Source organism: Iodobacter violaceini (assembly GCF_011601265.1).
Lineage (GTDB): Bacteria > Pseudomonadota > Gammaproteobacteria > Burkholderiales > Chitinibacteraceae > Iodobacter > Iodobacter violaceini.
Genome location: NZ_JAAOLX010000005.1, coordinates 47,385 through 72,077, shown reverse-complemented (window position 1 = coordinate 72,077; position 24,693 = coordinate 47,385). Strand labels below are relative to the sequence as shown.

Here is a 24,693-nt window from a genome sequence, read left to right as displayed (position 1 = left end):
CAGTATCTGGCCGATTGCAAAGATGCGGTGCGCTGGATGCGTCCATGGCTGCCGCGCGGGCGCCTGGTCAGAGTGTCGGGTTTGGTGCTTGAAGCTGTGGGCCTGCGGCTGGCCATTGGCTCGTCTTGTGATGTGATGACACCCAGCGGCGCTTCGGTTGAGGCTGTGGTGGTCGGCTTTAATGAAGACCGTCTTTTTCTGATGCCGATTGCTGAAATTTATGGCGTAGAGCCTGGCGCGCAAGTGGTGCCGCATGAAGATGTGGAAGCGTGGGTGCCAGGCTATGGTCATCCGCGCCCGCCGCAGCGCCGTTTAGAAGATCATGGGCGCCAGATGCCGGTAGGCTGGGGCTTGCTTGGCCGGGTTTTAGATGGCTTAGGCAGGCCGCTTGATGGCAAGGGGCGGATCGAGCACGATGACTATATGCCACTGTTTGCCCGCCCCTATAACCCGATGACGCGTGAACCAGTACGGCATGTGATGGATGTGGGCGTGCGGGCGATTAATGCCATGCTGACGGTCGGGCGTGGCCAGCGTTTGGGTCTGTTTGCAGGCTCTGGTGTGGGTAAATCGGTGCTGCTGGGCATGATGGCACGCTACACCACGGCCGATGTGGTGGTGGTGGGCCTGATTGGTGAGCGTGGCCGGGAAGTAAAAGATTTTATTGAAAATATTCTGGGTGATGAAGGCTTGCAGCGCTCGGTTGTGGTGGCCGCGCCTGCAGACACGCCGCCCTTGCTGCGCTTATATGGCGCAGCCTATGCCACATCGATTGCCGAATATTTTAGAAATCAGGGCAAGCATGTATTACTGATTATGGATTCGCTCACGCGCTATGCGATGGCACAACGTGAAATTGCCCTGGCTGTGGGCGAGCCGCCGGCCACTAAAGGCTATCCGGCATCGGTGTTTGCCCGCTTGCCGCAATTGGTTGAGCGTGCGGGCAATGCCGAAGAGGGCGGAGGCTCAATTACTGCGTTTTATACTGTTTTATCCGAAGGCGATGATCAGCAAGACCCGATCGCCGATAATGCCCGTGCAATTTTGGATGGTCACTTTGTGCTGAGCCGCCAGCTGGCCGAGGCAGGGCATTATCCGGCGATTGATATCGAAGCTTCGATCAGCCGTGTGATGAACGATATTATTTCGCCCGAAGAATTCACCGTGGTTCGCCGCTTTAAATATCTTTACTCCCGCTATCAGCGCAGCCGGGATTTGATCAGCGTGGGTGCTTATGTGCCGGGCTCTGATCCTGTTCTGGATGAAGCCATTCGGCGTAATCCCAGCTTTGAAGCCTTTTTGCAGCAGGGTATTGGCGAGTGCGAACGCTATGATGGGGCTAGAATGAAGCTTTATCAGCTCTTGATGTAATCAGCAGGGATGAGTGCAGTGGCTCAGTTTCGTTTTGCCTTTTTACTTGAGCTTGCCATCGGTGCAAGAGAAGACGCTGCAAGGCTTATGCAGGCATCTCAGGCCAATTGGCTGAGTGCTCAGGGTAAGCTAGAGCAGGTTGATCAGTACCGGGTTGAGTATCGTGCCCGCTTGCTGGGCAGCGGTCAGGGCGGCATGAGTATTGTCCAGTGGCGGGATTTTCAGCTGTTTCTGGCTAAACTGGACGATGTTGCATTGTCGCAGCAACTGGAAATTGAACGCCTTGCCAGCATGTATGAGGCGCGCCGCGATGCGTGGCTGGAATGTGAAAAAAAAGTAAAGGCGTTTGAGGCCTTAAAGCAGCGGCACTTATCTGCTGAAATGCAAAAAGAATTGCGTAATGAGCAGCGTATTAATGATGAATTTAATACACGGCAGCGCCCCCGCTGATTCTGTATGTTGATATCTTCTGCTTTATCCACGGATAAATCTTGTCTGAGTAAGGATAAGATGTGGATAACTGTCTTAGTGTGCTGTTTTATAGGGTAAAAAAACAGCTGCCTTATTTTTAATCAGTTCATGATTATCTCAAATGCATATCAGGGTAAATGTCTGGCTTTTTTGCCTATGGCATATTGGCTTGCTGCTGGCATGTATTGATTGCCAGGCCGCACTCTGATTGATTGCAAATTGTCTGTTAAACATTCTGTTCACCAGCCTCAGAATAAGAGTGCATCGCCTGAAGTGGTGAACAGAATCTGCTTAATGATTATCTTTTTGCCAAGCTGTTAATGCTTCGGGCTGCCTGCCGCAATTCTGTCCATCACGGCAAATAATACCCCGGAAATCACAAAGGTCAGGTGGATGCCGATTAACCATGCCAGCTCTGTGTGATCGGTGGATTTAATATTCATAAATGCTTTAAGCAAATCAATGGCTGAAATGGCCACAATTGAGCCAATTAATTTCAGCTTTAAATCCGCATAGCTTACTTTTCCCATCCACGATGGCTTATCAACCGAGCTGTGGGCAATATCAAGTTTCGATATGAAATTTTCATATCCGCTGAAAATCACAATTAATAAAAGGTTGGCCACCAGGGTAACGTCTACCATGCCTAAGATGGCAATAATTAAATTGCCATCTCCATAAATCAGCGCATTAAACATACCAAATAATTCTTTAATCATTTTGGCAAACAGGGCAAGCAGACCCAGAATCAGCGCTAAATAAAAGGGCGCCAGCAGCCATCGGCTCTGAAAAATAATCCTTTCCAAAATATCTTCAACACGGTTTTGCATTTACTGCCTCCAAAATGAGGCTGTAATCATGGCGTCTCTTTGCAAGCAAAGCAAGATTTAAACAGCGGGGTTCAGTATGCCATCGCGCAGGTCGCTTGCCCGTTGCGGGCCGGTATGACTGGGCGCGCAGAGATTATGCCATCTGCTTGCCTGCTCTAAGCGGGAAAGTTTTGTATTGCTTATAATCAAAGAAGTTTCTATAATTTCAGTAATTACTGAAAATTGGAACGATTATGAACCTCTCGCCGATTAATGAACGATTTGTTTTGCATTTTGGTGAAATGGGCAGCCGTTGGGGGGTGAATCGCACAGTAGGGCAAATGTATGCGTTACTGTTTCTATCGCCTAAGCCATTGAATTCAGATGAAATTGCCGAGCAGCTTGGTTTTTCCCGCTCCAATGTCAGCATGGGAATGAAAGAGTTGTTGTCCTGGAAGCTGTGCAAATTAGTGCATAAGCCAGGTGACAGGCGTGATTATTTTGAAACGCCAAAAGATGTTTGGGAGATATTCCGCTCTTTGGTCGAGGAAAAGCGCAAGCGCGAAATCGAGCCCACGCTGACTTTGCTGCGCGATGCCCTCATGGACGAGGCTATGAGCGATGAAGACCGCCATGCTCAGCAACGTATGCGCGAAATGCACGAGCTGATTGAGCTGGCGACAGGCTGGTTTGACGAGGTGCAGCATCTCTCACCGGAAACCTTAGAAAACTTGATGCGCCTGGGTTCTAAGGTGCAAAAAGTATTGAGCTTTGCCGGAGCGTTGCGGCCAGGAAACAGGGATTAACTATGCAAATAAGCAAGCGTCTGCCTTTGTGGCAAGAAATCACCATTATTTTGCTGATTAAAATGGCCTTGTTATTTGTGATTTGGAAGTGCTTTTTTTCTCAGCCTGTTGCCCGTCATATGCTGGTGCCGCAATCCATGATGACAGAGCGGTTTACGAGTGCGGCTTCTGCTCCGGCTCAGCGTTAGCTGAATCGATTACCGGTATAGCCTGATGGGTGTTTGCATCGGGTGACAGGGTAAACATTTCATGGCTTCGCCCGGGCGGGGAGCTTGTTTTCCAGAACCAAGTTAATCATTACACAGGACACTTTTATGATTCCCGCTGCTGAAGTGGTGGAATTGTCGCGTATGCAATTTGGATTAACCGCGATGTTCCATTTTTTATTTGTGCCATTAACAATGGGCTTGTCATGGATATTGGTGATCTGTGAAGCCGCCTATGTGATGACAGGTAAAGAAATATATAAGGACATGACCCGGTTCTGGGGAAAGTTATTTGGTATTAATTTTGCAATGGGGGTCACAACAGGCTTAACCCTTGAATTTCAGTTTGGAACAAACTGGGCCTATTACTCGCATTATGTGGGCGACATATTTGGCGTGCCATTAGCGATTGAAGGCATGATGGCCTTCTTTTTGGAATCTACCTTTGTAGGTTTATTCTTTTTTGGCTGGGACAGGCTTTCAAAAGTACAACATCTGGGCGTCACTTTTTTAGTGGCGCTGGGGTCAAATATTTCGGCCTTATGGATTTTGATTGCCAATGGCTGGATGCAAAATCCGGTTGGCGCCGAATTTAATTACATTACCATGCGAATGGAATTAACCAGTCTGGCCGAGGTGTTTTTTAACCCGGTAGCACAGGTTAAGTTTGTGCATACCGTGGCGGCGGGTTATGTGGCGGCCTCTATGTTTGTGCTGGGGGTATCCAGCTGGTATCTGTTAAAAGCAAGGGATACAGGTTTTGCGCTGCGCTCTTTTGCCATTGCTTCAGCATTTGGCCTTGCATCTATTTTATCTGTGATTGTGCTGGGGGATGAATCCGGCTACACCACGGGTGAAGTGCAGAAAGTCAAGCTGGCGGCAATGGAAGGGCAGTGGGATACGCAGCCTGCGCCTGCCGCATTAACTTTGTTTGGGATTCCGAATCAAAAAGAAGAACGCGTTGATTTTGAGGTGAGTATTCCCTACGCGCTGGGCTTAATTGCCACCCGCTCAACAACGGAAAAAGTAACCGGGATTAAAGATTTAAAAATTGAATACGAGCAAAGAGTCAGGAATGGTATTCAGGCTTATGCAGCATTAACCCGTTTAAAGGCAGGTGATAAAACGGCCCATGATGCATTTGAAGCGCATAAGGCGGATCTGGGCTATGGCTTATTGCTGAAAAAATATACCAGCAATGTGGTGGATGCAACGCCTGCACAAATTAAAGCAGCCGCCGCAGATACGATTCCCAATGTTGCGCCTATTTTCTGGTCTTTCCGCATTATGGTAGGGCTGGGGATGCTGTTCTTATTTATTTTTAGTATGTCGTTTTATTTCCTGGCCAAAAGGAATCTCGCTCCGCAACGCTGGTTATTGCACCTGGCTGTATGGTCGATTCCACTGCCATGGGTGGCAATTGAAGCGGGCTGGCTGGTGGCTGAGTATGGCCGTCAGCCGTGGACAATATCGGGCATTCTGCCCACCTTTATGTCGGCTTCTGCGCTGAGCAGCGGGCAATTGCATTTCAGTATGATTGGCTTAACGCTGATGTATACCAGCCTGTTTGCGATAGAAATGTATCTGATGCTGAAATATATCCGCCTTGGGCCGGCCAGCCTGCATACAGGGCGTTATTTTGGTGAAAAAACTTCGCACGCTTAAGGAAAAATCATGCTCGATTATGAAGTCTTGAAGTTGATTTGGTGGGGGTTGATGGTTTTTCTGCTCATTGGTTTTACCCTTACCGGTGGTTTTGATCTGGGTGTGGCTATTTTATTGCCTTTTGTTGGCAAAACGGATGAGGAGCGCCGCCTGGTTATTAACTCGGTTGGGCCAACCTGGGAGGGGAATCAGGTTTGGCTGGTTACGGTGGGGGCTGCTTTATTTGCGGCATGGCCCCTGTTGTATGCAGCAGCGTTTTCGGTGATGTATGTTGCGCTGATGTTTGTACTGTTTGCCCTGTTTTTACGTCCGGTTGGTTTTGATTATCGCAGCAAGCTGGAAAACCCGCGCTGGCGCAGTGGCTGGGATTGGGCGCTGTTTGTGGGGAGTGTGGTGCCCACGCTGGTGTTTGGTGTGGCGATAGGCAATTTATTTATCGGCCTGCCATTTCAGTTTGACGATAGTCTGCGGGTGAGTTATTCGGGGCATTTTTATGATTTATTAAATCCATTCTCGCTCTATTGTGGTTTGGCAGCCATTGCCATGCTGATCTTGCACGGCGCAAGTTTCTTAACGGTGAAAACCCGGGATCAAGTGCAGGAAAGGGCGAGAAAGGCAACCATCATTGCCGGCTGCGCTTTGGCTCTCTTGTTCGCTTTGGGCGGTGTATGGCTTAAAGAGCTGGATGCATGGCAGATTGTGAGGATGGGGCCTGCGGGCGATGCACTTAATCCGCTGGATAAAACAGTGGCCATCGTAAAAGGGGCATGGTTAAGTAACTTCAGTCTTTATCCATCGGCCTGGCTGGTTCCGGCTGCGGGTGTGGTTGCAGCTTTACTGGCGGCATTTGCCAGCTGGCGGCATTCACCGCTGATTGCGTTTATTTTAAGTGGCATGGCCAGTGTGGCGGTGCTGTGCACTACGGCAATTGCTTTATTCCCGTTTATTCTGCCTTCTACATTAGATGCCGCATCCAGCCTGACTGTTTGGGATGCTGTATCCAGCCAGAAAACCTTGGGTGTGATGCTGGGTGTAGTGGTGATCTTTGTGCCGATTATTATGATGTATACCGCATGGGTTTATCGGGTGATGCGCGGGCCGGTGTCTGTTAAGCGGCTTCAGGAAGATACTCACAGTTATTAATTTATTTCAGTGCCATAAAGGCAGGCCCGGATGGCGGGCTTGTATTCATCAGAGCTTCTTTGTGGTTAAAGAAATCAGCAAAATGGGGTGTGCAAATGTGGTATTTTTCCTGGATTTTGGGTGTGGGTCTGGCCCTGGCTTTTGGCCTGATCAATGTAATGTGGTTTGAGAGTACGCATGCATTTGGGGGCGAAAAAGAAACAGAGGCGCAGGAGCGCTTTGAAAAGTATGGTAAGAAATAGGCGATTGTTGGTTTCTTTGTTTTATGTCAAATAAATGTTGCTGAGAGAAAAATTAGCAGCCCGTTCGCGGGCTGCTTTTTATTTGCGTTTATTTATTGCTTTGTAATTTTTTGTTGCAAGGGGCTGATTTTGGATTGTCCCGGCGGGGAGAAAAGTAACAAAAGGTAAGTTGCAGCCGGAATGATCCCGGCATTTGAGTTTTCTCAATACCTGCGTAAGGTGAATTCTGTAGATTTTAATGCGTAAAAATAAGTGATTAATCATGCGGTTTTTTTGATTATTTATTTGTTAAGCATTTGTTTTATGTTAATGAAATTTGTCAGATTGTTTTAATTTAGTGCATTATTTTTTTCATATTCTTGCTATTTGTTAGCGCAAGTCATTTTTATACAAGGGCTTGTTTATCTTTTGATTGCCAATTACTACCGCGCAGTGAATAATCCAGCTTGTTTGGTGATGTAAGGTGTATCGACTACGGTCACTTGCAAAGGTTATGACAACTTTGCCACCTCGCACTTCAAAACGGTTATTCAACGATTAGAGCTGCGCTTACACTCGTTGCTTGAGCAAGATAAAAAGGGGATGTTATGAATATTCTGGGCTATTTACAGAAAATCGGCCGTGCGCTGATGGTGCCGGTGGCGACTCTGCCAGCCGCCGCTATTTTAATGGGTATCGGTTATTGGATTGACCCGAATGGCTGGGGGAGCAATAGTGCATTAGCGGCCTTTCTGATTAAATCGGGTGCTGCAATTATCGACAATATGTCGATTTTATTTGCTGTTGGTATTGCCTATGGTATGTCCAAAGATAAAGACGGTGCGGCGGCTTTATCTGGCTTGGTTGGTTATTACGTACTGACCACATTACTTTCACCGGGCGCAGTTTCGCAGATTCAGGGTATCCCTTTGGATCAGGTGCCTAAAGCCTTTGCCAAAATTAACAACCAGTTTGTTGGTATTTTGGTGGGTGTAATTTCTGCTGAGCTTTATAACCGCTTTAGTGGTGTTGAGCTGCATAAAGCACTGGCTTTCTTTAGTGGCCGCCGCTTAGTGCCTATCGTCACTTCGGTTGTGATGCTGGTTGTGGCTTTCCCGCTGATGTATATCTGGCCACTTGTATTTAATGGCTTGGTACATTTTGGTGAAAGCATTATGGGTATGGGCCCTCTGGGGGCCGGTATCTATGCATTCTTTAACCGTCTGCTGATTCCGGTTGGCTTGCATCACGCACTCAACAGCGTGTTCTGGTTCGACGTTGCGGGTATTAACGACATTCCTAACTTCCTTGGTGGCGCTAAGTCCCTTGCTGAAGGTAAGGCTGTGCTGGGTGTAACCGGTATGTATCAGGCTGGTTTCTTCCCGATCATGATGTTCGGTTTGCCAGGTGCTGCTTTAGCTATTTATCACTCTGCTAAACCACAAAACAAAACACGCGTTGCGTCATTGATGATTGCTGCTGCATTTGCTGCATTCTTTACTGGTGTGACAGAGCCGCTTGAATTCTCATTCATGTTTGTGGCTCCGCTGCTTTACTTACTGCATGCTGTGCTGACTGGTTTGTCAGTTTATATCGCTGCAAGTATGCAATGGATTGCTGGTTTTGGTTTCAGTGCCGGTTTGGTTGACTTGGTGCTGTCCACTAAGAATCCGCTGGCTAAAGATATTCTGATGCTGATCGTGCAAGGCTTTGCGTTCTTTGCGATTTACTACTTCAGCTTCCGTTTTGCGATCAAGGCGTTCAACTTGAAAACACCGGGTCAGGAAGATGAAGAAGAAGGCGCTGCAGAAGGTGATGCTTCGCCAGTAAGTGGTGATACAGATTCACTGGCTCATGCTTATATCGCTTTGATTGGCGGTGGCGCAAACGTTGTGGCGATTGATGCTTGCATTACACGCCTGCGCTTAACACTGAACGATACTGCTGGCGTGGATGAAGCTGCAGCTAAGCGTCTTGGCGCTTCAGGTGTAATCAAGCTTAATAAACAAAATGTACAAATTATCGTTGGACCAAAGGCCGAGCTGATTGCAACACGCATGACTCAGTTGCTGGCAGGTAAAGGTATTAGCGCAGCAATCCCTGCTGCAGCGCCAGCGGCTCCTGTTGCTAAGGCGGCTGTTGCGGCTCCGGCTCAAAAAGTAACAGGCGATTTAGTATTGCTTGCTCCTTTGAGTGGCGAAGTTGTGACGCTGCTGGATGTGCCTGATGCTGCGTTCTCCAGCAAGGCAGTGGGTGAAGGTCTGGCGATTCGTCCAAGCAGCAATCTGGTGCTGGCCCCTGTGGATGGTGTGATTGCTAAAATCTTTAACACTAACCATGCATTTGCACTGATCGCAGATAATGGTGCTGAGCTGATTGTGCACATTGGTCTGGATACTGTGAAGCTGGGCGGCAAGGGTTTCACACGCTTACTTGAGCAAGGTTCACGCGTTAAAGCGGGTGATGCGGTGCTTGAGCTGGATCTGGAATACCTGTCACAACATGCAGTTTCAATCATCAGCCCGATTGTGCTGAGCAATGTTGATCAGTTTGACAGCGTGGCACAGTTTGCAACTGGCCATGTAGAAGCAGGTAAGACAGCGCTCTATACCATTAAAGCGAAATAAGTCTGCTTTAGCGGGAATAGAAAAAGGCGAACCCTCGGGTTCGCCTTTTTTACGTTGTGTGCTTTATACAACAGAACGTAAATTTTTTAGTTAAAAATAATTAAGCAAGTAAGTGCTTCACTGCATCACGCTCTTCAGACAATTCTTTTGCGCTTGCATCCATACGGGCACGGCTGAAGTCGCTGATTTCCAGCCCTTCAACGATGGTGTACTTGCCGTCTTTACAAGTAACAGGGTAGCCAAAAATCAAATCGCTGTAGCCATACTCGCCATTGGCCGGAACGCCCATCGTGACCCAGTCACCATCCGTAGTGCCAAGTACCCAGTTACGGATATGGTCAATCGCCGCATTGGCTGCAGAAGCTGCAGAAGACAAACCGCGAGCCTTAATAATGGCTGCGCCACGTTGCTGAACAGTAGGGATAAAGTCTGTTTCCAGCCATTTCTGATCATTGATCAGGGCAGAAGCGCTTTGACCTTTCACTGTTGCATGGAACAGGTCCGGGTATTGAGTAGCGGAGTGATTGCCCCAGATGATCATCTTGTTGACATCGGTTACCGCTGAAGATGTTTTCTGTGCGATTTGAGTCAGGGCACGGTTGTGATCCAGACGCATCATGGCGGTGAAGTTAGCCGGGTTTAGATCCGGCGCGTTTTTCATGGCAATGTAAGCATTGGTATTGGCTGGATTACCCACTACCAGTACTTTCACGTCACGGGAAGCCACTTCATTCAGTGCTTTACCTTGCGCGGTAAAGATAGCGCCATTGGCTTCCAGCAAGTCTTTACGCTCCATGCCCGGGCCGCGCGGACGTGCGCCAACCAGAAGGGCGATGTCTGCATCTTTAAACGCTACTTTTGGATCGTCACTTTGCACAATGCCGTGCAAGAGTGGGAATGCGCAGTCATCCAGCTCCATGACCACACCGTTCAGTGCAGGCAAGGAAGGGGTGATATCCAGCAATTGCAGGATCACAGGCTGATCTGCGCCAAGCATCGCGCCTGATGCAATACGGAATAAAAGGCTATAACCAATCTGGCCGGCAGCGCCGGTAACGGCAACGCGAATAGGGGTCTTCATGAGGATCACTCCGATATTGGTGTGTGAACGATGCTGGGGTTTTCAGCGCTTGCACTTCAACCGCACAGATAACACTTTGTATGCAAATAATCAGAAAAATGGCCAGCTGGTCTGATGCACTTATCTACTTATTTGTAGAGCAAATGTGAGTATCCTGCTTTGTTATGAAGTGCTGCTGCAGTACACCCCGCATGCTTATTTTTACACGGTTTAAAGTATGTTTTAGCTACTCTGTAAGCCTAGCAGAGAAAGTTTATCACGCGTATCCGTGCTTTGCGCACGTTTTGCTGCCAGAGCAAATATATTGTTGTGTATCTTTTGTCTTATATAAGACTGTAGTAGACTATGATGCTACAACATGATAAAAAGCAACCTGTCCTCAATGAGCAAACTTGCAGCCATCCCTTTATATCGTCAGGTTATTCGTGAAGTTACTACGGCAGTGGATGCTGGCGAGTGGAATGCAGATGAAAGTTTGCCCAGCGAAAATGATTTAGCCCGCCGTTTTGGCGTAAGCCAGGGAACGGTGAGAAAAGCACTCGATGTGCTGGTGTTAGAAGGCGTTCTGTATCGCCGCCAGGGTGTGGGTACTTTTGTGTCGGATGCCAGTGATTTTTTGGCGCAGGCGATGTTTGTCCCTTTGTCTGGCTACGGCGGTGAAAAGCCAAAAATTGAAATGCTGGGCTGCGTACGGATTCATGCAGGCGAGCAGCTGGCAGAAATACTGGGTTTAAGGCGTGGTGCAGCCTTATGGCAAGTCAGGCGCTTATTGCGTGTTGCCGGCACCGTGATTGGTCTGGAAGAAATGTTTTTACCCGAAGCTAATTTTCCAAATCTGGAAATGCGCAGAATCCGGGAGTTACGCGGTAATTTGCGTGAACTATGCTGGCGTGACTTTGGGATGCGCTTAAAAGATGGCGAAGTTCGCTATCGTGCAGTGCCCGCAGCCAGTGCTGAAGCCAGGTTATTGCAAGTTGAAGTACATGAGCCTTTGCTTCAGCTTGTGCGTCTTGCAAGGGATTTTGATGGAAAGCCGCAAGTTTGGAGTGTGGCCTGGTTCAGATCAGAGCAATTGGCATTTCAGGCTCCGCCTGAGCAGGCTTAATTTGCAAACAGAACTGAGCTTTATGAATTTGTAGTTGAGTAAGTAGTAAAAGGCAGGTCGGTGATGTCGGACGGTTTAAGAAACAGATCGTGCACGCTGACAGAAGTAAAACTTAAAGAGGAAGTGCGCATGCAAAAAACACGCCCCAAGCACCTGGAGATCGCGAAGATTCGTCTTCCTTTGCCAGGGATTATCTCCATTCTTCATCGCGTGAGTGGCGCGCTGATGTTTCTGGCGATTCCCTTTATGCTCTACGCTCTGGAAGGTTCTTTAGCCTCGAGTGAGCGTTTTGATGCATTCAGATCCTGTATTTCAAACCCCCTTGTAAAAATTGCGCTGTTGGGTGTTTTGTGGGCTTTCTTGCATCACGTCTGCGCAGGCGTTCGTTTCTTGTTTTTAGATATTCATAAGGGCCTGGAGCTGAAAACGGCACGCCTTACAGCCAAAATTGTGCTGGTGGTAAGCCTGGTGCTGACGGTCGTGATTGGGGGTCTGGTATGGTAAATCGTCAAGTAGTCGGGGCCCATTACGGCCTGAAAGACTGGCTGGTTCAGCGCGTAACTGCCGTGATTATGCTGGTTTACACTGTTGCCCTCGTTGCGTTTTTATTGCTGGCCGGTGGTACTTCTTTTGAAGCATGGCAGCAGCTGTTTGCCTGTACATGGGTGAAAGTGCTGACCACTATCAGCCTGTTTGCATTGCTTTGGCATGCATGGGTGGGTGTGCGTGATATCTGGATGGATTATCTCCAGCACGTTGGTTTACGTTTAACGATGCACGTGCTGACGCTGTTATGGCTGGCAGGTAGCTTGGTTTATATGATTAAAGTTGTGTGGGGTGCATAAGCGATGACCGTTCCTATTCGTAAATTTGATGCTGTCATCGTTGGCGCAGGTGGCGCAGGCCTTCGTGCCGCATTGCAGCTCTCTGAAGCAGGCCTGAAAACCGCTGTTTTATCCAAAGTATTTCCAACCCGCTCGCACACCGTTGCGGCGCAGGGTGGTATTTCCGCTTCTCTTGGTAATGTTCAGGAAGACAAGTGGGAATGGCATATGTACGACACCGTTAAAGGGTCGGACTGGCTGGGCGACCAGGATGCGATTGAATTTATGTGCCGTCAGGCTCCTGAAGTGGTGGTGGAGCTTGAGCACTTTGGCATGCCTTTTGACCGCCTTGAAAACGGCAAGATCTATCAGCGCCCATTCGGCGGCCATATGGCCGGCTTTGGTAAAACACCGGTACAACGCGCCTGTGCCGCGGCTGACCGTACCGGTCATGCCATGTTGCACACGCTGTATCAGCGTAATGTGCGCGCCAATACTCAATTTTTTGTGGAATGGATGGCGCTGGATCTGATTCGTGATGAAGCTGGCGAAGTCGTTGGTGTGACTGCCTTAGAAATGGAAACCGGCGAAGTGTCGATTATCCACGCCAAGGCTGTGTTGTTTGCGACTGGCGGTGCTGGCCGTATTTTCTCTGCTTCTACCAATGCCTTTATTAATACCGGCGATGGCCTCGGCATGACCGTGCGTGCAGGGATTCCGCTGGAAGACATGGAATTCTGGCAATTCCACCCAACTGGCGTGGCCGGTGCGGGTGTATTGATTACCGAAGGCGTGCGCGGTGAAGGCGGCATCTTGCTCAATTCCGAGGGCGAGCGCTTTATGGAGCGTTATGCTCCGAACGCCAAAGACCTGGCTTCCCGTGACGTGGTTTCACGCGCAATGGCGCTGGAAATTCTGGAAGGCCGCGGCTGTGGCAAAGAAAAAGACCATGTATTGCTGAAGCTGGATCATTTGGGCCCGGACATCATCAAGCAACGTCTGCCAGGTATTCGTGAAATTGCCATTAAGTTTGCCGGTGTTGATCCGATTCAGGATCCGATTCCAGTCGTACCAACCTGCCACTATCAAATGGGCGGTATTCCGACCAACTATAAGGGCGAAGTAGTTGCGCCAGTCGGCGATGATCCGGAAGTGCGTATCAAGGGCTTTTACGCGGCTGGTGAATGTGCATGCGCTTCGGTGCACGGTGCAAACCGCTTGGGTACAAACTCCCTGCTGGATCTGGTGGTGTTTGGTAAGGCTGCGGGTAATTCGATTATTGACTTCATCAAAAACGAGCGTCCTGAGCTGCGTCCATTGCCTGCTAATGCGGCTGAGTTCTCCTTAGCCCGTCTGGCCCGTTTGGAAAACCAAACCGGTGGCGAAGAAGTGGCCGATGTACGTAATGCCATGCAAAAAGTGGTGCAATTGCGTGCCGGTGTATTCCGTAATTCAGAGAATCTTGCCAAGGGCGTGGAAGAAATCAAAGCCGTGGCAGAGCGCGTGAAACGCACTCAGATTGCAGACAAATCCAAAGTATTTAACACCGCACGTGTTGAAGCGCTGGAGCTGGATAACCTGATCGAAGTGGCGGTTGCAACGCTGATTTGTGCTGAAGCGCGCAAGGAAAGCCGTGGTGCACATGCGCATGATGATTTTCCGGATCGTCATGATGAATGGATGAAGCACACCATGTTTGATGGCACAAGCCGTACGCTGTCTTACAAGCCCGTTCACACCAAACCGCTGACGGTCGATTATATCGAACCGCAAAAACGCGTTTACTAAAAGCATCAGGAGAAAACCGATGAAGATGCATTTCAAGCTCTATCGCTACAACCCTGATGTGGACGCTAAGCCGTACATGCAGGATTACCATGTTGAACTGGAACCTTCCGATAAGAAATTATTAGATGGTCTGGTTCGCCTGAAGGCACAAGACGACAGCCTGAGCTTTCGCCGCTCTTGCCGCGAAGGAATTTGCGGTTCAGATGCGATGAATATTAATGGTAAAAATGGTCTGGCCTGTATTACAGACATCGCCAGCCTGAAGCAGCCGGTAGAGATTCGCCCGCTGCCAGGTTTGCCGGTGATTCGTGACTTAATCGTTGATATGACTCAGTTCTTTAAGCAATATCACTCGATTAAGCCCTATGTGCAAAACGATAATCCGCCGCCTGATCGCGAACGCCTGCAATCGCCGGAAGACCGTAAAGAGCTGGATGGTTTGTACGAGTGCATTTTATGTGCTTGCTGCTCAACATCCTGCCCGTCATTCTGGTGGAATCCGGATAAATTTGTAGGTCCGGCTGGTTTGCTGGCAGCTTACCGATTCATTGCGGATACCCGCGATGAAAAAACCAACGAACGTCTGGATAATCTGGAAGATCCATATCGTTTGTTCCGTTGCCACAGCATTATGAATTGCGTTGATGTTTGCCCTAAGGAACTCAACCCAACCAAAGCCATTGGCAAGATTAAAGATTTAATGATTAAGCGCATGAGCTAATCAACAGAGGGGCAGCTTTGCCCCTTTTGAAGTGTCAGAGGTAAGGAAGAGTTTGATGGATGCAATTGAATTAAAACGGATAATCTGGCGCTCACGCCGAGGTCTTTTAGAAGTAGATCTTCAGCTGGAGCGTTTTGTAAAAGAAGTGCTTCCCACTTTATCCGGGACAGATTTGATTCTTTTTCAGGATCTTCTTTTACTCGCTGATAACGATCTGCTTGATTACCTGAATTGCAAAGCAGAATGTCCGGACGAGCGGCTCAGACCGATGCTGGAACAAGTACGAAGCGCACAACGACAAGCGGTACAAACCGAAACCCCAGGAGCTATTTGATATGGAAAAGAAAGTCACACTGACTTACAACGACGGCAAAGATTCGCTTGAGTTGCCAGTTTTACCGAGCACGCTTGGGCCGGATGTGGTGGATATCCGCTCATTCTCCAAGACCGGTATGTTTACTTTCGATCCTGGCTTTTTGGCGACATCCAGCTGTGAATCCAAGATCACTTATATCGATGGTGATCTGGGCCAGCTGTACTACCGTGGATACCCGATTGAGCAGCTTGCTGAGCAAAGCGATTATCTGGAAGTGTGTTACCTGCTGATTAACGGCGAGTTGCCAACACCAGAGCAAAGCGCTGAATTTAATAAAACGGTCATGAGCCACACCATGGTGCATGAGCAACTGACCCGTTTCTTTAACGGCTTCCGCCGCGATGCGCATCCAATGGCGATGATGGTGGGTGTGGTGGGTGCATTATCCGCGTTCTATCAGGACAGCCTGGATATCAATAACGAAGAGCACCGTAAAGTGGCGATGTTCCGTCTGATCTCTAAGATCCCGACCATCGCTGCAATGTGCTACCGCTATAACCAGGGTCTGCCATTTGTTTATCCGCGCAATAACCTTGGTTATACCGCCAACTTTATGCACATGATGTTTTCTACGCCTTGCGAAGAATATGTGCCTAACCCGGTATTGGTGCGTGCGCTGGATGTGATCTTTACCCTGCACGCCGATCACGAACAAAATGCTTCAACATCAACAGTTCGTCTGGCTGGCTCGTCTGGTGCTAATCCGTTTGCATGTATCGCTGCCGGTATTGCCTGCCTGTGGGGCCCGTCGCACGGTGGTGCGAACGAAGCGGTTCTGTTGATGCTGGACGAAATTGGTTCAGTAGAAAACGTACCGGCCTTTATGGAAGGTGTAAAGGCTAAAACCCATAAACTGATGGGCTTTGGCCACCGTGTTTACAAAAACATGGACCCGCGTGCCAGCGTGATGCGCCGTATTTGCCATGAAGTACTGAATGAAATGGGTCTGCAGGATGATCCTAAATTTAAGCTGGCCATGGAGCTGGAAAGAATCGCGCTGGAAGACAGCTACTTTATTGAGCGGAAGCTGTATCCAAATGTCGATTTCTACTCAGGTATTGTTCAGTCTGCACTGGGTATCCCTGTACCAATGTTTACCGTGATTTTTGCCCTGGCGCGTACTGTGGGCTGGATCAGCCACTGGAATGAAATGATTGCCGATCCTGGCATGAAGATTGGCCGCCCTCGTCAGCAATACACTGGCGCGACCAAGCGCGATTACGTACCCGCAGATCAGCGCGGTTAACAAACAGCGGCGAACCCAATGGTGATGTTAAAAATCTTTCAAAATCATCATTTACAAAAGTAAATCCTGGTTTTTGAGATGGAGGTTAAAGGCCTCCGGTGCCTTACCCCAGGGGTTTCCGCTTAGTTTGTGAATTGTTTGAAAGGTGGGCAGAAAAAAGCCTCTTGCCCACCCTGAAGATGGATTGGTTTTGAGCCGCTTCGCTAAGGGGCGGCGGTCTTGCATGGTGTTAAGCCTGCTAAATTACTGGATTTGATTACGGCGATGATGAGAGAGTTGAGGTCTAATTCCCACCTTTTTGGCGGGAATGCTCCTTTCGTTGAGGAGCTTTACGAGCAGTACCTGAGTGACCCGCAACTGGTTGATCAGGAATGGCGCTCCTACTTCGATAAGATGCAGCAAAGCCCGGGTGTGGTTGATCGTGATATTCCACGAGCGCCGATTGAAGAATCCTTCCGCCAGCTGACTCGCAAACCCCGCTATGTACAGCAAGGTGGCGCAGTTGACGAAGAGGCTACGCGTAAGCAGGTCAATCTGCTTCGTTTAATCTCTGCTTACCGCATTATGGGTTCGCGTCAGGCAAGTCTTGATCCTTTGCAGCGTATGGACCAGGCGCGTTTGCCTGAGCTTGATGCAAAGCACCATGGTTTTACCGATGCCGATATGGCAACCACCTTTGGTACTAATATTGCGGGGATGGAGCGTGCCACTCTTGCTGAAGTTATTGCGTTTTTAAAGCAAACTTACAGCGGCAATATTGGTCTGGAATATATGCACATCACCAATGCAGAACAACGCAAGTGGGTGCAGCAATGGTTTGAATCCCGCCGCTCAACGCCATCCTATGGTGCAGAGCAAAAAAAACGCACTCTGCAAAAAGTAACAGCCGCAGAAACACTCGAACAATACCTTCATAAAAAATACGTCGGCCAGAAGCGCTTCTCGCTGGAAGGCGGCGATTCCATGATCCCGGCTCTGGATTATTTAGTTCAGGGCGCAGGCGCCGTGGGTGTGCAGGAATTGATTATTGGTATGGCGCACCGTGGCCGTCTGAATGTACTGGTGAACACGCTGGGTAAGCAGCCGCGTGATTTATTCAGTGAATTTGAAGGCCGCTCGGTCAGCGACTTGTCTTCTGGTGACGTGAAATACCATATGGGTTTCTCGGCCGATATCCCGACACCGGGCGGCCCGATTCACTTAAGCCTTGCGTTTAACCCGTCCCACCTTGAAATCGTCAACCCTGTGGTTGAAGGCTCGGTGCGTGCGCGTCAGCAACGTCGTGGCGATAAGCTGGGTGAGCAAGTCTTGCCGGTGCTGATCCACGGTGACTCGGCCTTTATTGGCCTTGGTACAAACCAGGGTACGTTTAACCTGGCCAATACCCGTGGCTACGGTACAGGCGGTACGGTGCATCTGGTGGTGAATAACCAAGTTGGTTTTACTACGTCTGACACCCGCGATACCCGCTCGACAATTTACTGTACTGATATCGCCAAGATGGTTGAAGCGCCGATTTTCCACGTGAATGGCGATGATCCTGAAAGCGTGATTCTGGTGATGCAGGCTGCACTGGAATTCCGTATGAAATTCCACCGCGATGTGGTGGTGGATTTGGTGTGCTTCCGTAAGTTTGGTCACAATGAAGCGGATGATCCGTTTGTGACTCAGCCTATGATGTACAAAAAAATTGGCCAGCACCCTGGCGCGCGTAAAAAATACGCCGATCGCCTGATTGCTGAAGGCGTAGTGACCAGCGATGAAGCGGATAGCCTGATCCAGGAATATCGTGCAGCGCTGGATCGCGGTGAGCACGTAGAGCAAACCACGCTGACTGATTACAAACGCTCGCACGCGATTGATTTCTCGCGTTATATGGGCGTGCACTGGCGTCATCCGGTAGCCACTGCGGTTCCGCAGGCAGATTTAATCCGCTTAACCGAGAAATTCACTAAAGTGCCTGATGATTTCAAACTGCGTTCGAACGTAGACAAAATCATTAAGGAACGTATCGCCATGGTTAACGGCGAGCAGCCGGTTGACTTCGGTATGGCTGAGCACCTGGCCTACGCCACACTCTTAACCGAAGGCTACGCGGTGCGTATCTCTGGTGAGGATTGTGGTCGTGGTACGTTTAATCACCGCCACGCGGTATTGCACGATCAGAACCGTGAGAAGTGGGATCAGGGTGTTCATATTCCGCTGCAGCACCTGGCTGAGAAACAAGCCAACTTTACCGTCATTGATTCGATTCTGAATGAAGAAGCGGTGCTGGCTTTTGAATACGGCTACGCATGTTCGGCGCCTGATGAGCTGACTATCTGGGAAGCGCAGTTCGGTGATTTTGCCAACGGCGCGCAAGTGGTGATTGATCAGTTTATTACCTCGGGCGAAACAAAATGGGGCCGTCTGTGTGGCCTGACCATGATGTTGCCGCACGGCTACGATGGCCAGGGCCCGGAGCACTCATCTGCCCGCGTTGAGCGCTATCTGCAACTTTGTGCAGAGCACAATGTGCAGGTGCTGATGATGTCTGAAGCCGCGCAAATGTTCCATGCGCTGCGCCGTCAGATGCTGCGCCCAAGCCGTAAGCCGCTGATTATCATCATGAGCAAAAAGCTCCTGAAAGCGAAAATGGCATCCAGCCCGGTTGAAGACTTCACTAAGGGTGAATTCCGCCCGGTGATTGGCGATCAGGGCAATCTGGACGCGAAGAAAGTGAAGCGTGTTGTGATGTGTGCCGGTCAGGTGTATTACGACCTGCTGGCAGGCCGCTCAGAGCGCGATATCAAAGACATCGCAATTGTGCGTATCGAGCAGCTTTATCCATTCCCGACGGAAGAGCTAAAAGCTGAGATCGAAAAATACCCGAACGCGCGTGAAGTGATGTGGGTACAGGAAGAACCACGCAACCAGGGCGCATGGCATCAGATCCGCCATCGCCTTGAAGCGTGCATGCATCCTAAGCAAACCCTGCTGTACGCAGGCCGTACCTCGTCGGCGTCTCCTGCTGTGGGTTATATGAGCAAGCACACTGCACAGCTTAAATCCTTCGTTGAAGAAGCAATGACACTGTAAACCAGAGGCGGCGCCCGGTGCGCCGCTTTGACCCGCCAGATTCGCTTGGAGTGAAAAATGATTATCGAAATTTTAGTACCACAATTGCCTGAATCCGTTTCTGAAGCTTCGCTTTTACAGTGGAAGAAAAAAGTAGGCGAAGCGGTTGCCCGTGATGAGCAGCTGATTGATATCGAAACCGATAAAGTTGTATTAGAAATCACCGCTCCGCAAGCCGGTGTTCTGGCTTCTGTTGTTCAGCAGGAAGGCGCTACCGTTGGTAGCCTGCAGCTGATTGCAACGATTGATACCGAAGCCACCGTTGCTGCACCGGCCAATGTTGTGCCTGAAACTGTAAAGACCGAGCAAGACGTTCGCGTTGCAGCTGCGGCTAAAGAAGCCGGTGTTTCAGCTGGCGCAATTGGTTTTGGCACAGCAGTGATGCCAGCCGCTAAAAAACTGGCTGCAGATGCGGGCATCAATGCCGCAGATGTAGGCGGCACTGGCCGTGGTGGCCGTGTGCTGAAAGAAGATGTACAGAATCATCTGGCAAAACCTGCTGCAGCTCCGGTATCTGCGCCTGTACCGCAAGGCGACCGCGCCGAGCAACGCGTGCCGATGAGCCGCTTGCGTGCGCGCGTGGCCGAGCGTCTGCTTGAATCGCAACAAACTAATGCGATCCTGACTACCTTCAATGAAATCAATATGAAGCCGGTAATGGATCTGCGTAATAAATACAAAGATAAATTCGAAAAAGACCACGGCGTGAAGCTGGGCTTTATGGGCTTCTTTGTTAAAGCTGCGGTTCACGCACTGAAGAAATACCCGATCCTGAATGCATCTGTTGATGGTAACGATATCGTTTACCACGGCTACTTTGATATCGGCGTGGCCGTAGGCAGCCCGCGTGGCCTCGTGGTGCCGGTGATTCGTAATGCAGACCAGCTGAGCCTGGCTGAAATCGAAAAAACCATCGCTGATTTTGGTAAACGTGCACAAGCCGGCAAGCTGGGTATTGAAGAGCTGACAGGCGGTACTTACACCATCTCTAATGGTGGTACTTTTGGCTCGATGATGTCTACTCCGATTATCAACCCGCCACAATCTGCGATTCTGGGTATGCACGCAACGAAAGAGCGTGTGGTGGTAGAAAACGGTGAAATGGTGATTCGCCCGATGATGTATCTGGCTCAGTCTTACGATCACCGCATCATTGATGGCCGCGAAGCCGTATTGTCGCTGGTTGCCATCAAAGAAGTGATCGAAGACCCGGCACGTTTGCTGCTTGATATCTAATTAATGTGAATTGTGCGGGGCGGGTTAGTGGCTTTATCGCTTAACCCGCCATGGCATATCGTTAAATATTGAATCACAGAGCCGGGGCGTTGATCACGCCCTTGCTCTTTCTCAAAGGTTTCCAAACCATGAGCAAAGAATTTGACGTTGTTGTAATCGGCGGTGGCCCCGGTGGCTATGTGGCTGCGATTCGCGCCTCGCAACTGGGCTTTAATACTGCATGTATCGATGCAACCTCAGACAAAGACGGCAAGGCGAGCCTGGGAGGTACGTGTCTGAATGTGGGGTGTATCCCTTCCAAAGCACTGCTGCAATCGTCAGAAAACTACTTTAATGCTGCGCATCATTTTGGCGATCACGGTATCTCTACCGGCACGCTGAAAATTGACGTGGCCAAGATGCTTGAGCGCAAGCAAGACATCATCACAAAAAACACCGGCGGCATTGCTTATCTCTTTAAAAAGAACAAAGTCACATCTTTCCATGGTGTTGGCGCGTTTAAAGCGAAAGCAGGCGATGCTTATTTGCTGGAAGCCAAGCTGGCTGACGGTACGGTTGAAGAAATCACCGCCAAGCATGTGATTATTGCGACGGGCTCCAGCGTTCGCCAATTGCCAGGCGTGACCATTGATAATCATCTGGTGCTGGATAACGAAGGCGCGCTGGCGATTCCAAGTGTTCCAAAACGCCTTGGTGTGATTGGCGCTGGCGTGATCGGCTTGGAAATGGGCTCGGTCTGGAAGCGTCTGGGAAGTGACGTGACGGTGCTGGAAGCGATGCCTACTTTCCTTGGTGCTGCGGATGAGCAAGTGGCCCGCGAAGCCAAGAAATTCCTGACTAAAGAAACCGGCCTCGTGATCAATACCGGCGTTAAAATCGGCGAGATTAAGGCCGGTAAAAAAGACGTCACCGTGCACTGGACCGATACAGCAGGCGCAGAGCAAGTCAGCGTATTTGATAAGCTGGTGGTGGCGATTGGACGTGTGCCAAATACATCAGGCCTGAATGCAGATGCCGTTGGCCTGAAGCTGACAGATCGCGGTCAGATTGATGTGAACGACGATTGCCAGAGCAATTTGCCAAATGTTTGGGCGATTGGTGATGTGGTTCGCGGGCCGATGCTGGCGCACAAAGCGTCTGATGAAGGCGTGGCCGTGGCTGAGCGTATCGCTGGCCAGCATCCGCATATCGACTTTAACAATATCCCTTGGGTCATTTATACCAGCCCGGAAATTGCGTGGGTGGGTAAAACCGAAGAGCAGCTTAAAGCCGCTGGCGTTGAATACAAGAAAGGCCAATTCTTGTTCTCCGCAAATGGCCGTGCTTTAGCGCTGGGCGAGGGTAAAGGTTTTGTTAAAATGCTGGCGGATAAGACTACCGATCGCATTTTAGGTGTTCATATCGTCGGCCCGTTTGCTTCAGAGCTGATTGCTGAAGCTGTTGTCGCGATGGAATTTAACGCATCGTCAGAAGATATTGCCCGTATTGTTCATGCTCATCCGTCTTTGTCTGAAGCACTGCACGAAGCGGCTTTAGCATGCGATAAGCGTGGTTTGCACAGCTAAGAAAGGCATAAAAAACGGCAGACACAGAGCAAAAGAGAGCACGGGATACACAGAGAAAACAGGATGATGTGAGTATTGTTTACCGCTTTCTCAGTGTGCTCCTGGTTGTGTCTGCAGAAGTTTTAAAAGTTTAGATTGTTTTCATCACTCAATATGTTTCACGGTATGCGGCCGATTTGCATATCCTCTTTCCTTAAAAGGGTCTCAGATGAATCTTCATGAATATCAAGCCAAGGCATTATTGGCTAAATACGGTCTTCCAGTACAACGCGGTATTCTGGCGCATACGCCTGAAGAAGCTGCTGCTGCATACGACACTTTAGGTGGCAAATTTGCGGTAGTTAAAGCGCAAGTTCACGCCGGTGGCCGTGGTAAAGCGGGTGGCGTTAAAGTGGTTAAATCCCGTGAAGAAGCCGCAGAAATTGCTAAAGGCCTGATTGGCACTAACTTAGTAACATACCAGACAGATGCAGCGGGTCAGCCTGTGCATTCAGTATTGGTTTGTGAAGATATGTACCCGGTTCAGCGCGAGCTGTACCTTGGCGCGGTTGTAGATCGCTCCAGCCAGCGCGTGGTATTTATGGTTTCCACCGAAGGCGGTGTTGAGATTGAGAAAGTCGCTGAAGAAACACCAGAAAAAATCATCAAAGTAACAGTTGATCCATTGGTAGGCATGCAGCCATTCCAGGCGCGTGATTGTGCGTTTGCTTTGGGTCTGGAAGGCAAGCAAGTTGCACACTTCACCAAGATGATGCTGGGCGCGGCTGAAGCGTTTATTGCTAACGACTTTGCATTGTTTGAAATTAACCCGCTGGCTCTGCGTGAAAACGGCGAGCTGTGCTGCGTGGATGCCAAGATTGGTCTGGATTCAAATGCGCTGTATCGCCTGCCAGAGCTGTTAGCTCAGCGCGATAAATCGCAAGAAAACGAGCGCGAAGTAAAAGCTTCCGAGTTTGAGCTGAACTACGTAGCGCTGGAAGGCAATATCGGTTGTATGGTAAACGGCGCTGGCCTTGCAATGGCCACAATGGACATCATCAAACTGAAGGGCGGCCAGCCAGCCAACTTCCTGGATGTAGGCGGTGGTGCAACTAAAGATCGCGTGATCGAAGCCTTCAAGCTGATCCTGGCTGATGATTCGGTGAAGGGCGTACTGATCAACATCTTCGGCGGTATTGTTCGTTGCGACATGATTGCTGAAGCGATTATTGCTGCAGTGAAAGAAGTGAATGTAACTGTGCCGGTTGTGGTACGTCTGGAAGGCAATAACGCAGAATTGGGCGCTAAGCTTCTGAACGAATCCGGTCTGAAGCTGACTTCGGCTCAAGGCCTGAACGACGCAGCCGAGAAAATTGTCGCTGCTGTTGCTGCGCTTTAATCCGACATCCGCTGAAAGGAAAAAATAATGAGCGTTTTAGTAAATAAAGACACCAAAGTATTGGTGCAAGGTTTCACCGGTAAAAACGGTACATTCCACGCAGAACAAGCACTGAAGTGTGGCACTAAGGTAGTTGGTGGTGTAACACCAGGTAAAGGCGGCTCCACCCACCTTGATCTGCCCGTGTTCAACACTATGAAAGATGCGATGCGCGAAACACAAGCAGACGCATCGGTGATCTATGTGCCGGCTCCGTTCGCTAAAGATTCGATTCTTGAAGCCATTGATGCAGGCGTTAAGCTGATCGTATGTATCACCGAAGGCGTGCCAACACTGGATATGCTGTATGTGAAAAAAGCGGTGGATGAAGCCGGCATCCGCCTGATCGGCCCTAACTGCCCAGGTATTATCACTCCGGGTGAATGCAAGATCGGTATTATGCCTTGGCATATCCATCAGCCAGGCCGTATTGGTATTGTAAGCCGTTCCGGTACTTTGACTTACGAAGCAGTTGCACAAACCACTGCACTGGGTCTGGGCCAGTCTACATGTATCGGTATCGGTGGCGATCCAATTCCGGGTACCAGCCATATCGACGCACTGCGCTTATTCCAGGACGATCCTGATACCGATGCCATCATCATGATTGGTGAGATCGGCGGCTCGGCTGAAGAAGAAGCGGCTGAATTTGCTCAGTCTTACGTGACTAAGCCTGTGGTTGGTTATATCGCGGGTGTCACTGCGCCTAAGGGCAAACGCATGGGTCATGCTGGTGCGATTATCTCTGGCGGTAAAGGCACTGCAGAAGAAAAATTCGCAGCGTTTGAGCGTGCGGGCATTGCCTACACACGCAGCCCGGCTGAGCTTGGCTCGACCATGCTTGAGCTGCTGAAATCTAAAGGCATGATTTAATTCTCTTTTTGAATTAAATGCCTGA

General features: G+C 49.6%; 22 protein-coding genes. 20 read left to right on the top strand and 2 right to left on the bottom strand.

Annotation, left to right across the window (positions count from 1 at the left end; translation table 11 throughout):
* The first annotated feature begins 36 nt into the window (after positions 1 to 36).
* Both fliI and fliJ read left to right on the top strand, forming a co-directional pair.
* Positions 37 to 1,371, top strand: a complete 1,335-nt coding sequence (fliI, locus tag HA050_RS10690; protein WP_240929050.1) for a flagellar protein export ATPase FliI — start codon at positions 37 to 39, stop codon at positions 1,369 to 1,371.
* Positions 1,372 to 1,389: 18 nt separating this feature from the next.
* Complete coding sequence (fliJ, locus tag HA050_RS10685) at positions 1,390 to 1,821, top strand: flagellar export protein FliJ (RefSeq protein WP_166825663.1); 432 nt, start codon at positions 1,390 to 1,392, stop codon at positions 1,819 to 1,821.
* 338 nt (positions 1,822 to 2,159) lie between these two features.
* Here fliJ and HA050_RS10680 read toward each other — a convergent pair whose 3' ends face one another.
* The gene (locus tag HA050_RS10680) at positions 2,160 to 2,672 is read right to left on the bottom strand and encodes a TIGR00645 family protein (protein ID WP_099398233.1); all 513 of its coding nucleotides are present in this window, start codon (positions 2,670 to 2,672) and stop codon (positions 2,160 to 2,162) included.
* Positions 2,673 to 2,905: 233 nt separating this feature from the next.
* On the opposite strand from HA050_RS10680, the gene HA050_RS10675 reads away from it, so the two are divergent.
* The 6 genes from HA050_RS10675 to nagE all read left to right on the top strand — a co-directional run bounded on the left by HA050_RS10675 (position 2,906) and on the right by nagE (position 9,319).
* Positions 2,906 to 3,457 carry a GbsR/MarR family transcriptional regulator gene (locus HA050_RS10675; protein ID WP_099398232.1) on the top strand — a complete coding sequence of 184 codons (552 nt, stop codon included), beginning with the start codon at positions 2,906 to 2,908 and terminating at the stop codon, positions 3,455 to 3,457.
* Positions 3,458 to 3,459: 2 nt separating this feature from the next.
* Positions 3,460 to 3,645, top strand: coding sequence for a cytochrome oxidase putative small subunit CydP (gene cydP, locus HA050_RS10670; protein ID WP_166825660.1), 186 nt, complete (start codon positions 3,460 to 3,462; stop codon positions 3,643 to 3,645).
* A gap of 126 nt (positions 3,646 to 3,771) precedes the next feature.
* On the top strand, positions 3,772 to 5,328 hold the full coding sequence (locus HA050_RS10665; RefSeq protein ID WP_166825657.1) for a cytochrome ubiquinol oxidase subunit I: 1,557 nt from the start codon (positions 3,772 to 3,774) through the stop codon (positions 5,326 to 5,328).
* Positions 5,329 to 5,337: 9 nt separating this feature from the next.
* Entirely contained in the window at positions 5,338 to 6,471 is a 1,134-nt protein-coding gene (cydB, locus tag HA050_RS10660; RefSeq protein WP_205836405.1) for a cytochrome d ubiquinol oxidase subunit II, read from the top strand.
* A gap of 95 nt (positions 6,472 to 6,566) precedes the next feature.
* Positions 6,567 to 6,713, top strand: a complete 147-nt coding sequence (cydX, locus tag HA050_RS10655) for a cytochrome bd-I oxidase subunit CydX (protein WP_099398228.1) — start codon at positions 6,567 to 6,569, stop codon at positions 6,711 to 6,713.
* Between the two features lie 587 nt (positions 6,714 to 7,300).
* The gene (gene nagE, locus HA050_RS10650; protein ID WP_166825654.1) at positions 7,301 to 9,319 is read left to right on the top strand and encodes an N-acetylglucosamine-specific PTS transporter subunit IIBC; all 2,019 of its coding nucleotides are present in this window, start codon (positions 7,301 to 7,303) and stop codon (positions 9,317 to 9,319) included.
* A 100-nt stretch (positions 9,320 to 9,419) separates the two neighbouring features.
* Here nagE and HA050_RS10645 read toward each other — a convergent pair whose 3' ends face one another.
* A complete protein-coding gene (locus tag HA050_RS10645) occupies positions 9,420 to 10,400 on the bottom strand; it encodes a malate dehydrogenase (RefSeq protein WP_166825651.1) in 981 nt (326 codons plus the stop codon).
* Between the two features lie 382 nt (positions 10,401 to 10,782).
* Between HA050_RS10645 and HA050_RS10640 the strand changes: the two genes are divergently transcribed.
* From HA050_RS10640 to sucD, 12 genes are all read left to right on the top strand, one after another.
* Positions 10,783 to 11,505 (top strand): GntR family transcriptional regulator, encoded by a 723-nt coding sequence (locus HA050_RS10640; RefSeq protein WP_166825648.1) that lies wholly within the window; start codon positions 10,783 to 10,785, stop codon positions 11,503 to 11,505.
* Positions 11,506 to 11,634: 129 nt separating this feature from the next.
* Positions 11,635 to 12,009 (top strand): succinate dehydrogenase, cytochrome b556 subunit, encoded by a 375-nt coding sequence (gene sdhC, locus HA050_RS10635; RefSeq protein WP_099398257.1) that lies wholly within the window; start codon positions 11,635 to 11,637, stop codon positions 12,007 to 12,009.
* On the top strand, positions 12,003 to 12,350 hold the full coding sequence (sdhD, locus tag HA050_RS10630; RefSeq protein ID WP_099398223.1) for a succinate dehydrogenase, hydrophobic membrane anchor protein: 348 nt from the start codon (positions 12,003 to 12,005) through the stop codon (positions 12,348 to 12,350). Before sdhC ends, sdhD begins: the two co-directional genes overlap by 7 nt.
* Before the next feature lie 3 nt (positions 12,351 to 12,353).
* Positions 12,354 to 14,117 carry a succinate dehydrogenase flavoprotein subunit gene (gene sdhA / locus HA050_RS10625; protein WP_166825645.1) on the top strand — a complete coding sequence of 588 codons (1,764 nt, stop codon included), beginning with the start codon at positions 12,354 to 12,356 and terminating at the stop codon, positions 14,115 to 14,117.
* Positions 14,118 to 14,142: 25 nt separating this feature from the next.
* Positions 14,143 to 14,838 (top strand): succinate dehydrogenase iron-sulfur subunit, encoded by a 696-nt coding sequence (locus HA050_RS10620; RefSeq protein WP_276527792.1) that lies wholly within the window; start codon positions 14,143 to 14,145, stop codon positions 14,836 to 14,838.
* 55 nt (positions 14,839 to 14,893) lie between these two features.
* Entirely contained in the window at positions 14,894 to 15,172 is a 279-nt protein-coding gene (locus HA050_RS10615) for an FAD assembly factor SdhE (protein WP_166825642.1), read from the top strand.
* Position 15,173: 1 nt separating this feature from the next.
* Positions 15,174 to 16,460: a citrate synthase gene (gene gltA, locus HA050_RS10610; protein WP_166825639.1), complete on the top strand. Its 1,287-nt coding sequence runs from the start codon at positions 15,174 to 15,176 to the stop codon at positions 16,458 to 16,460.
* A gap of 264 nt (positions 16,461 to 16,724) precedes the next feature.
* A complete protein-coding gene (locus HA050_RS10605) occupies positions 16,725 to 19,538 on the top strand; it encodes a 2-oxoglutarate dehydrogenase E1 component (protein WP_166826400.1) in 2,814 nt (937 codons plus the stop codon).
* 57 nt (positions 19,539 to 19,595) lie between these two features.
* Entirely contained in the window at positions 19,596 to 20,813 is a 1,218-nt protein-coding gene (odhB, locus tag HA050_RS10600; RefSeq protein ID WP_166825636.1) for a 2-oxoglutarate dehydrogenase complex dihydrolipoyllysine-residue succinyltransferase, read from the top strand.
* A 128-nt stretch (positions 20,814 to 20,941) separates the two neighbouring features.
* Entirely contained in the window at positions 20,942 to 22,378 is a 1,437-nt protein-coding gene (lpdA, locus tag HA050_RS10595) for a dihydrolipoyl dehydrogenase (RefSeq protein ID WP_166825634.1), read from the top strand.
* 208 nt (positions 22,379 to 22,586) lie between these two features.
* A complete protein-coding gene (sucC, locus tag HA050_RS10590) occupies positions 22,587 to 23,756 on the top strand; it encodes an ADP-forming succinate--CoA ligase subunit beta (protein ID WP_166825632.1) in 1,170 nt (389 codons plus the stop codon).
* Positions 23,757 to 23,783: 27 nt separating this feature from the next.
* Positions 23,784 to 24,668, top strand: coding sequence for a succinate--CoA ligase subunit alpha (sucD, locus tag HA050_RS10585; RefSeq protein WP_166825629.1), 885 nt, complete (start codon positions 23,784 to 23,786; stop codon positions 24,666 to 24,668).
* Positions 24,669 to 24,693: the final 25 nt, after the last annotated feature.

Coding starts and splice junctions, on each gene's coding strand:
- cydX (WP_099398228.1), top strand. CDS start 6,567: ATGTGGTATTTTTCCTGGATTTTGGGTGTGGGTCTGGCCCTGGCTTTT.
- sucD (WP_166825629.1), top strand. CDS start 23,784: ATGAGCGTTTTAGTAAATAAAGACACCAAAGTATTGGTGCAAGGTTTC.
- HA050_RS10605 (WP_166826400.1), top strand. CDS start 16,725: ATGATGAGAGAGTTGAGGTCTAATTCCCACCTTTTTGGCGGGAATGCT.
- HA050_RS10620 (WP_276527792.1), top strand. CDS start 14,143: ATGCATTTCAAGCTCTATCGCTACAACCCTGATGTGGACGCTAAGCCG.
- gltA (WP_166825639.1), top strand. CDS start 15,174: ATGGAAAAGAAAGTCACACTGACTTACAACGACGGCAAAGATTCGCTT.
- HA050_RS10665 (WP_166825657.1), top strand. CDS start 3,772: ATGATTCCCGCTGCTGAAGTGGTGGAATTGTCGCGTATGCAATTTGGA.
- HA050_RS10645 (WP_166825651.1), bottom strand. CDS start 10,400: ATGAAGACCCCTATTCGCGTTGCCGTTACCGGCGCTGCCGGCCAGATT.
- HA050_RS10615 (WP_166825642.1), top strand. CDS start 14,894: ATGGATGCAATTGAATTAAAACGGATAATCTGGCGCTCACGCCGAGGT.
- lpdA (WP_166825634.1), top strand. CDS start 20,942: ATGAGCAAAGAATTTGACGTTGTTGTAATCGGCGGTGGCCCCGGTGGC.
- sucC (WP_166825632.1), top strand. CDS start 22,587: ATGAATCTTCATGAATATCAAGCCAAGGCATTATTGGCTAAATACGGT.
- nagE (WP_166825654.1), top strand. CDS start 7,301: ATGAATATTCTGGGCTATTTACAGAAAATCGGCCGTGCGCTGATGGTG.
- HA050_RS10680 (WP_099398233.1), bottom strand. CDS start 2,672: ATGCAAAACCGTGTTGAAGATATTTTGGAAAGGATTATTTTTCAGAGC.
- sdhC (WP_099398257.1), top strand. CDS start 11,635: ATGCAAAAAACACGCCCCAAGCACCTGGAGATCGCGAAGATTCGTCTT.
- HA050_RS10675 (WP_099398232.1), top strand. CDS start 2,906: ATGAACCTCTCGCCGATTAATGAACGATTTGTTTTGCATTTTGGTGAA.
- sdhD (WP_099398223.1), top strand. CDS start 12,003: ATGGTAAATCGTCAAGTAGTCGGGGCCCATTACGGCCTGAAAGACTGG.
- fliI (WP_240929050.1), top strand. CDS start 37: ATGCGTCCATGGCTGCCGCGCGGGCGCCTGGTCAGAGTGTCGGGTTTG.
- HA050_RS10640 (WP_166825648.1), top strand. CDS start 10,783: ATGAGCAAACTTGCAGCCATCCCTTTATATCGTCAGGTTATTCGTGAA.
- cydP (WP_166825660.1), top strand. CDS start 3,460: ATGCAAATAAGCAAGCGTCTGCCTTTGTGGCAAGAAATCACCATTATT.
- cydB (WP_205836405.1), top strand. CDS start 5,338: ATGCTCGATTATGAAGTCTTGAAGTTGATTTGGTGGGGGTTGATGGTT.
- odhB (WP_166825636.1), top strand. CDS start 19,596: ATGATTATCGAAATTTTAGTACCACAATTGCCTGAATCCGTTTCTGAA.
- sdhA (WP_166825645.1), top strand. CDS start 12,354: ATGACCGTTCCTATTCGTAAATTTGATGCTGTCATCGTTGGCGCAGGT.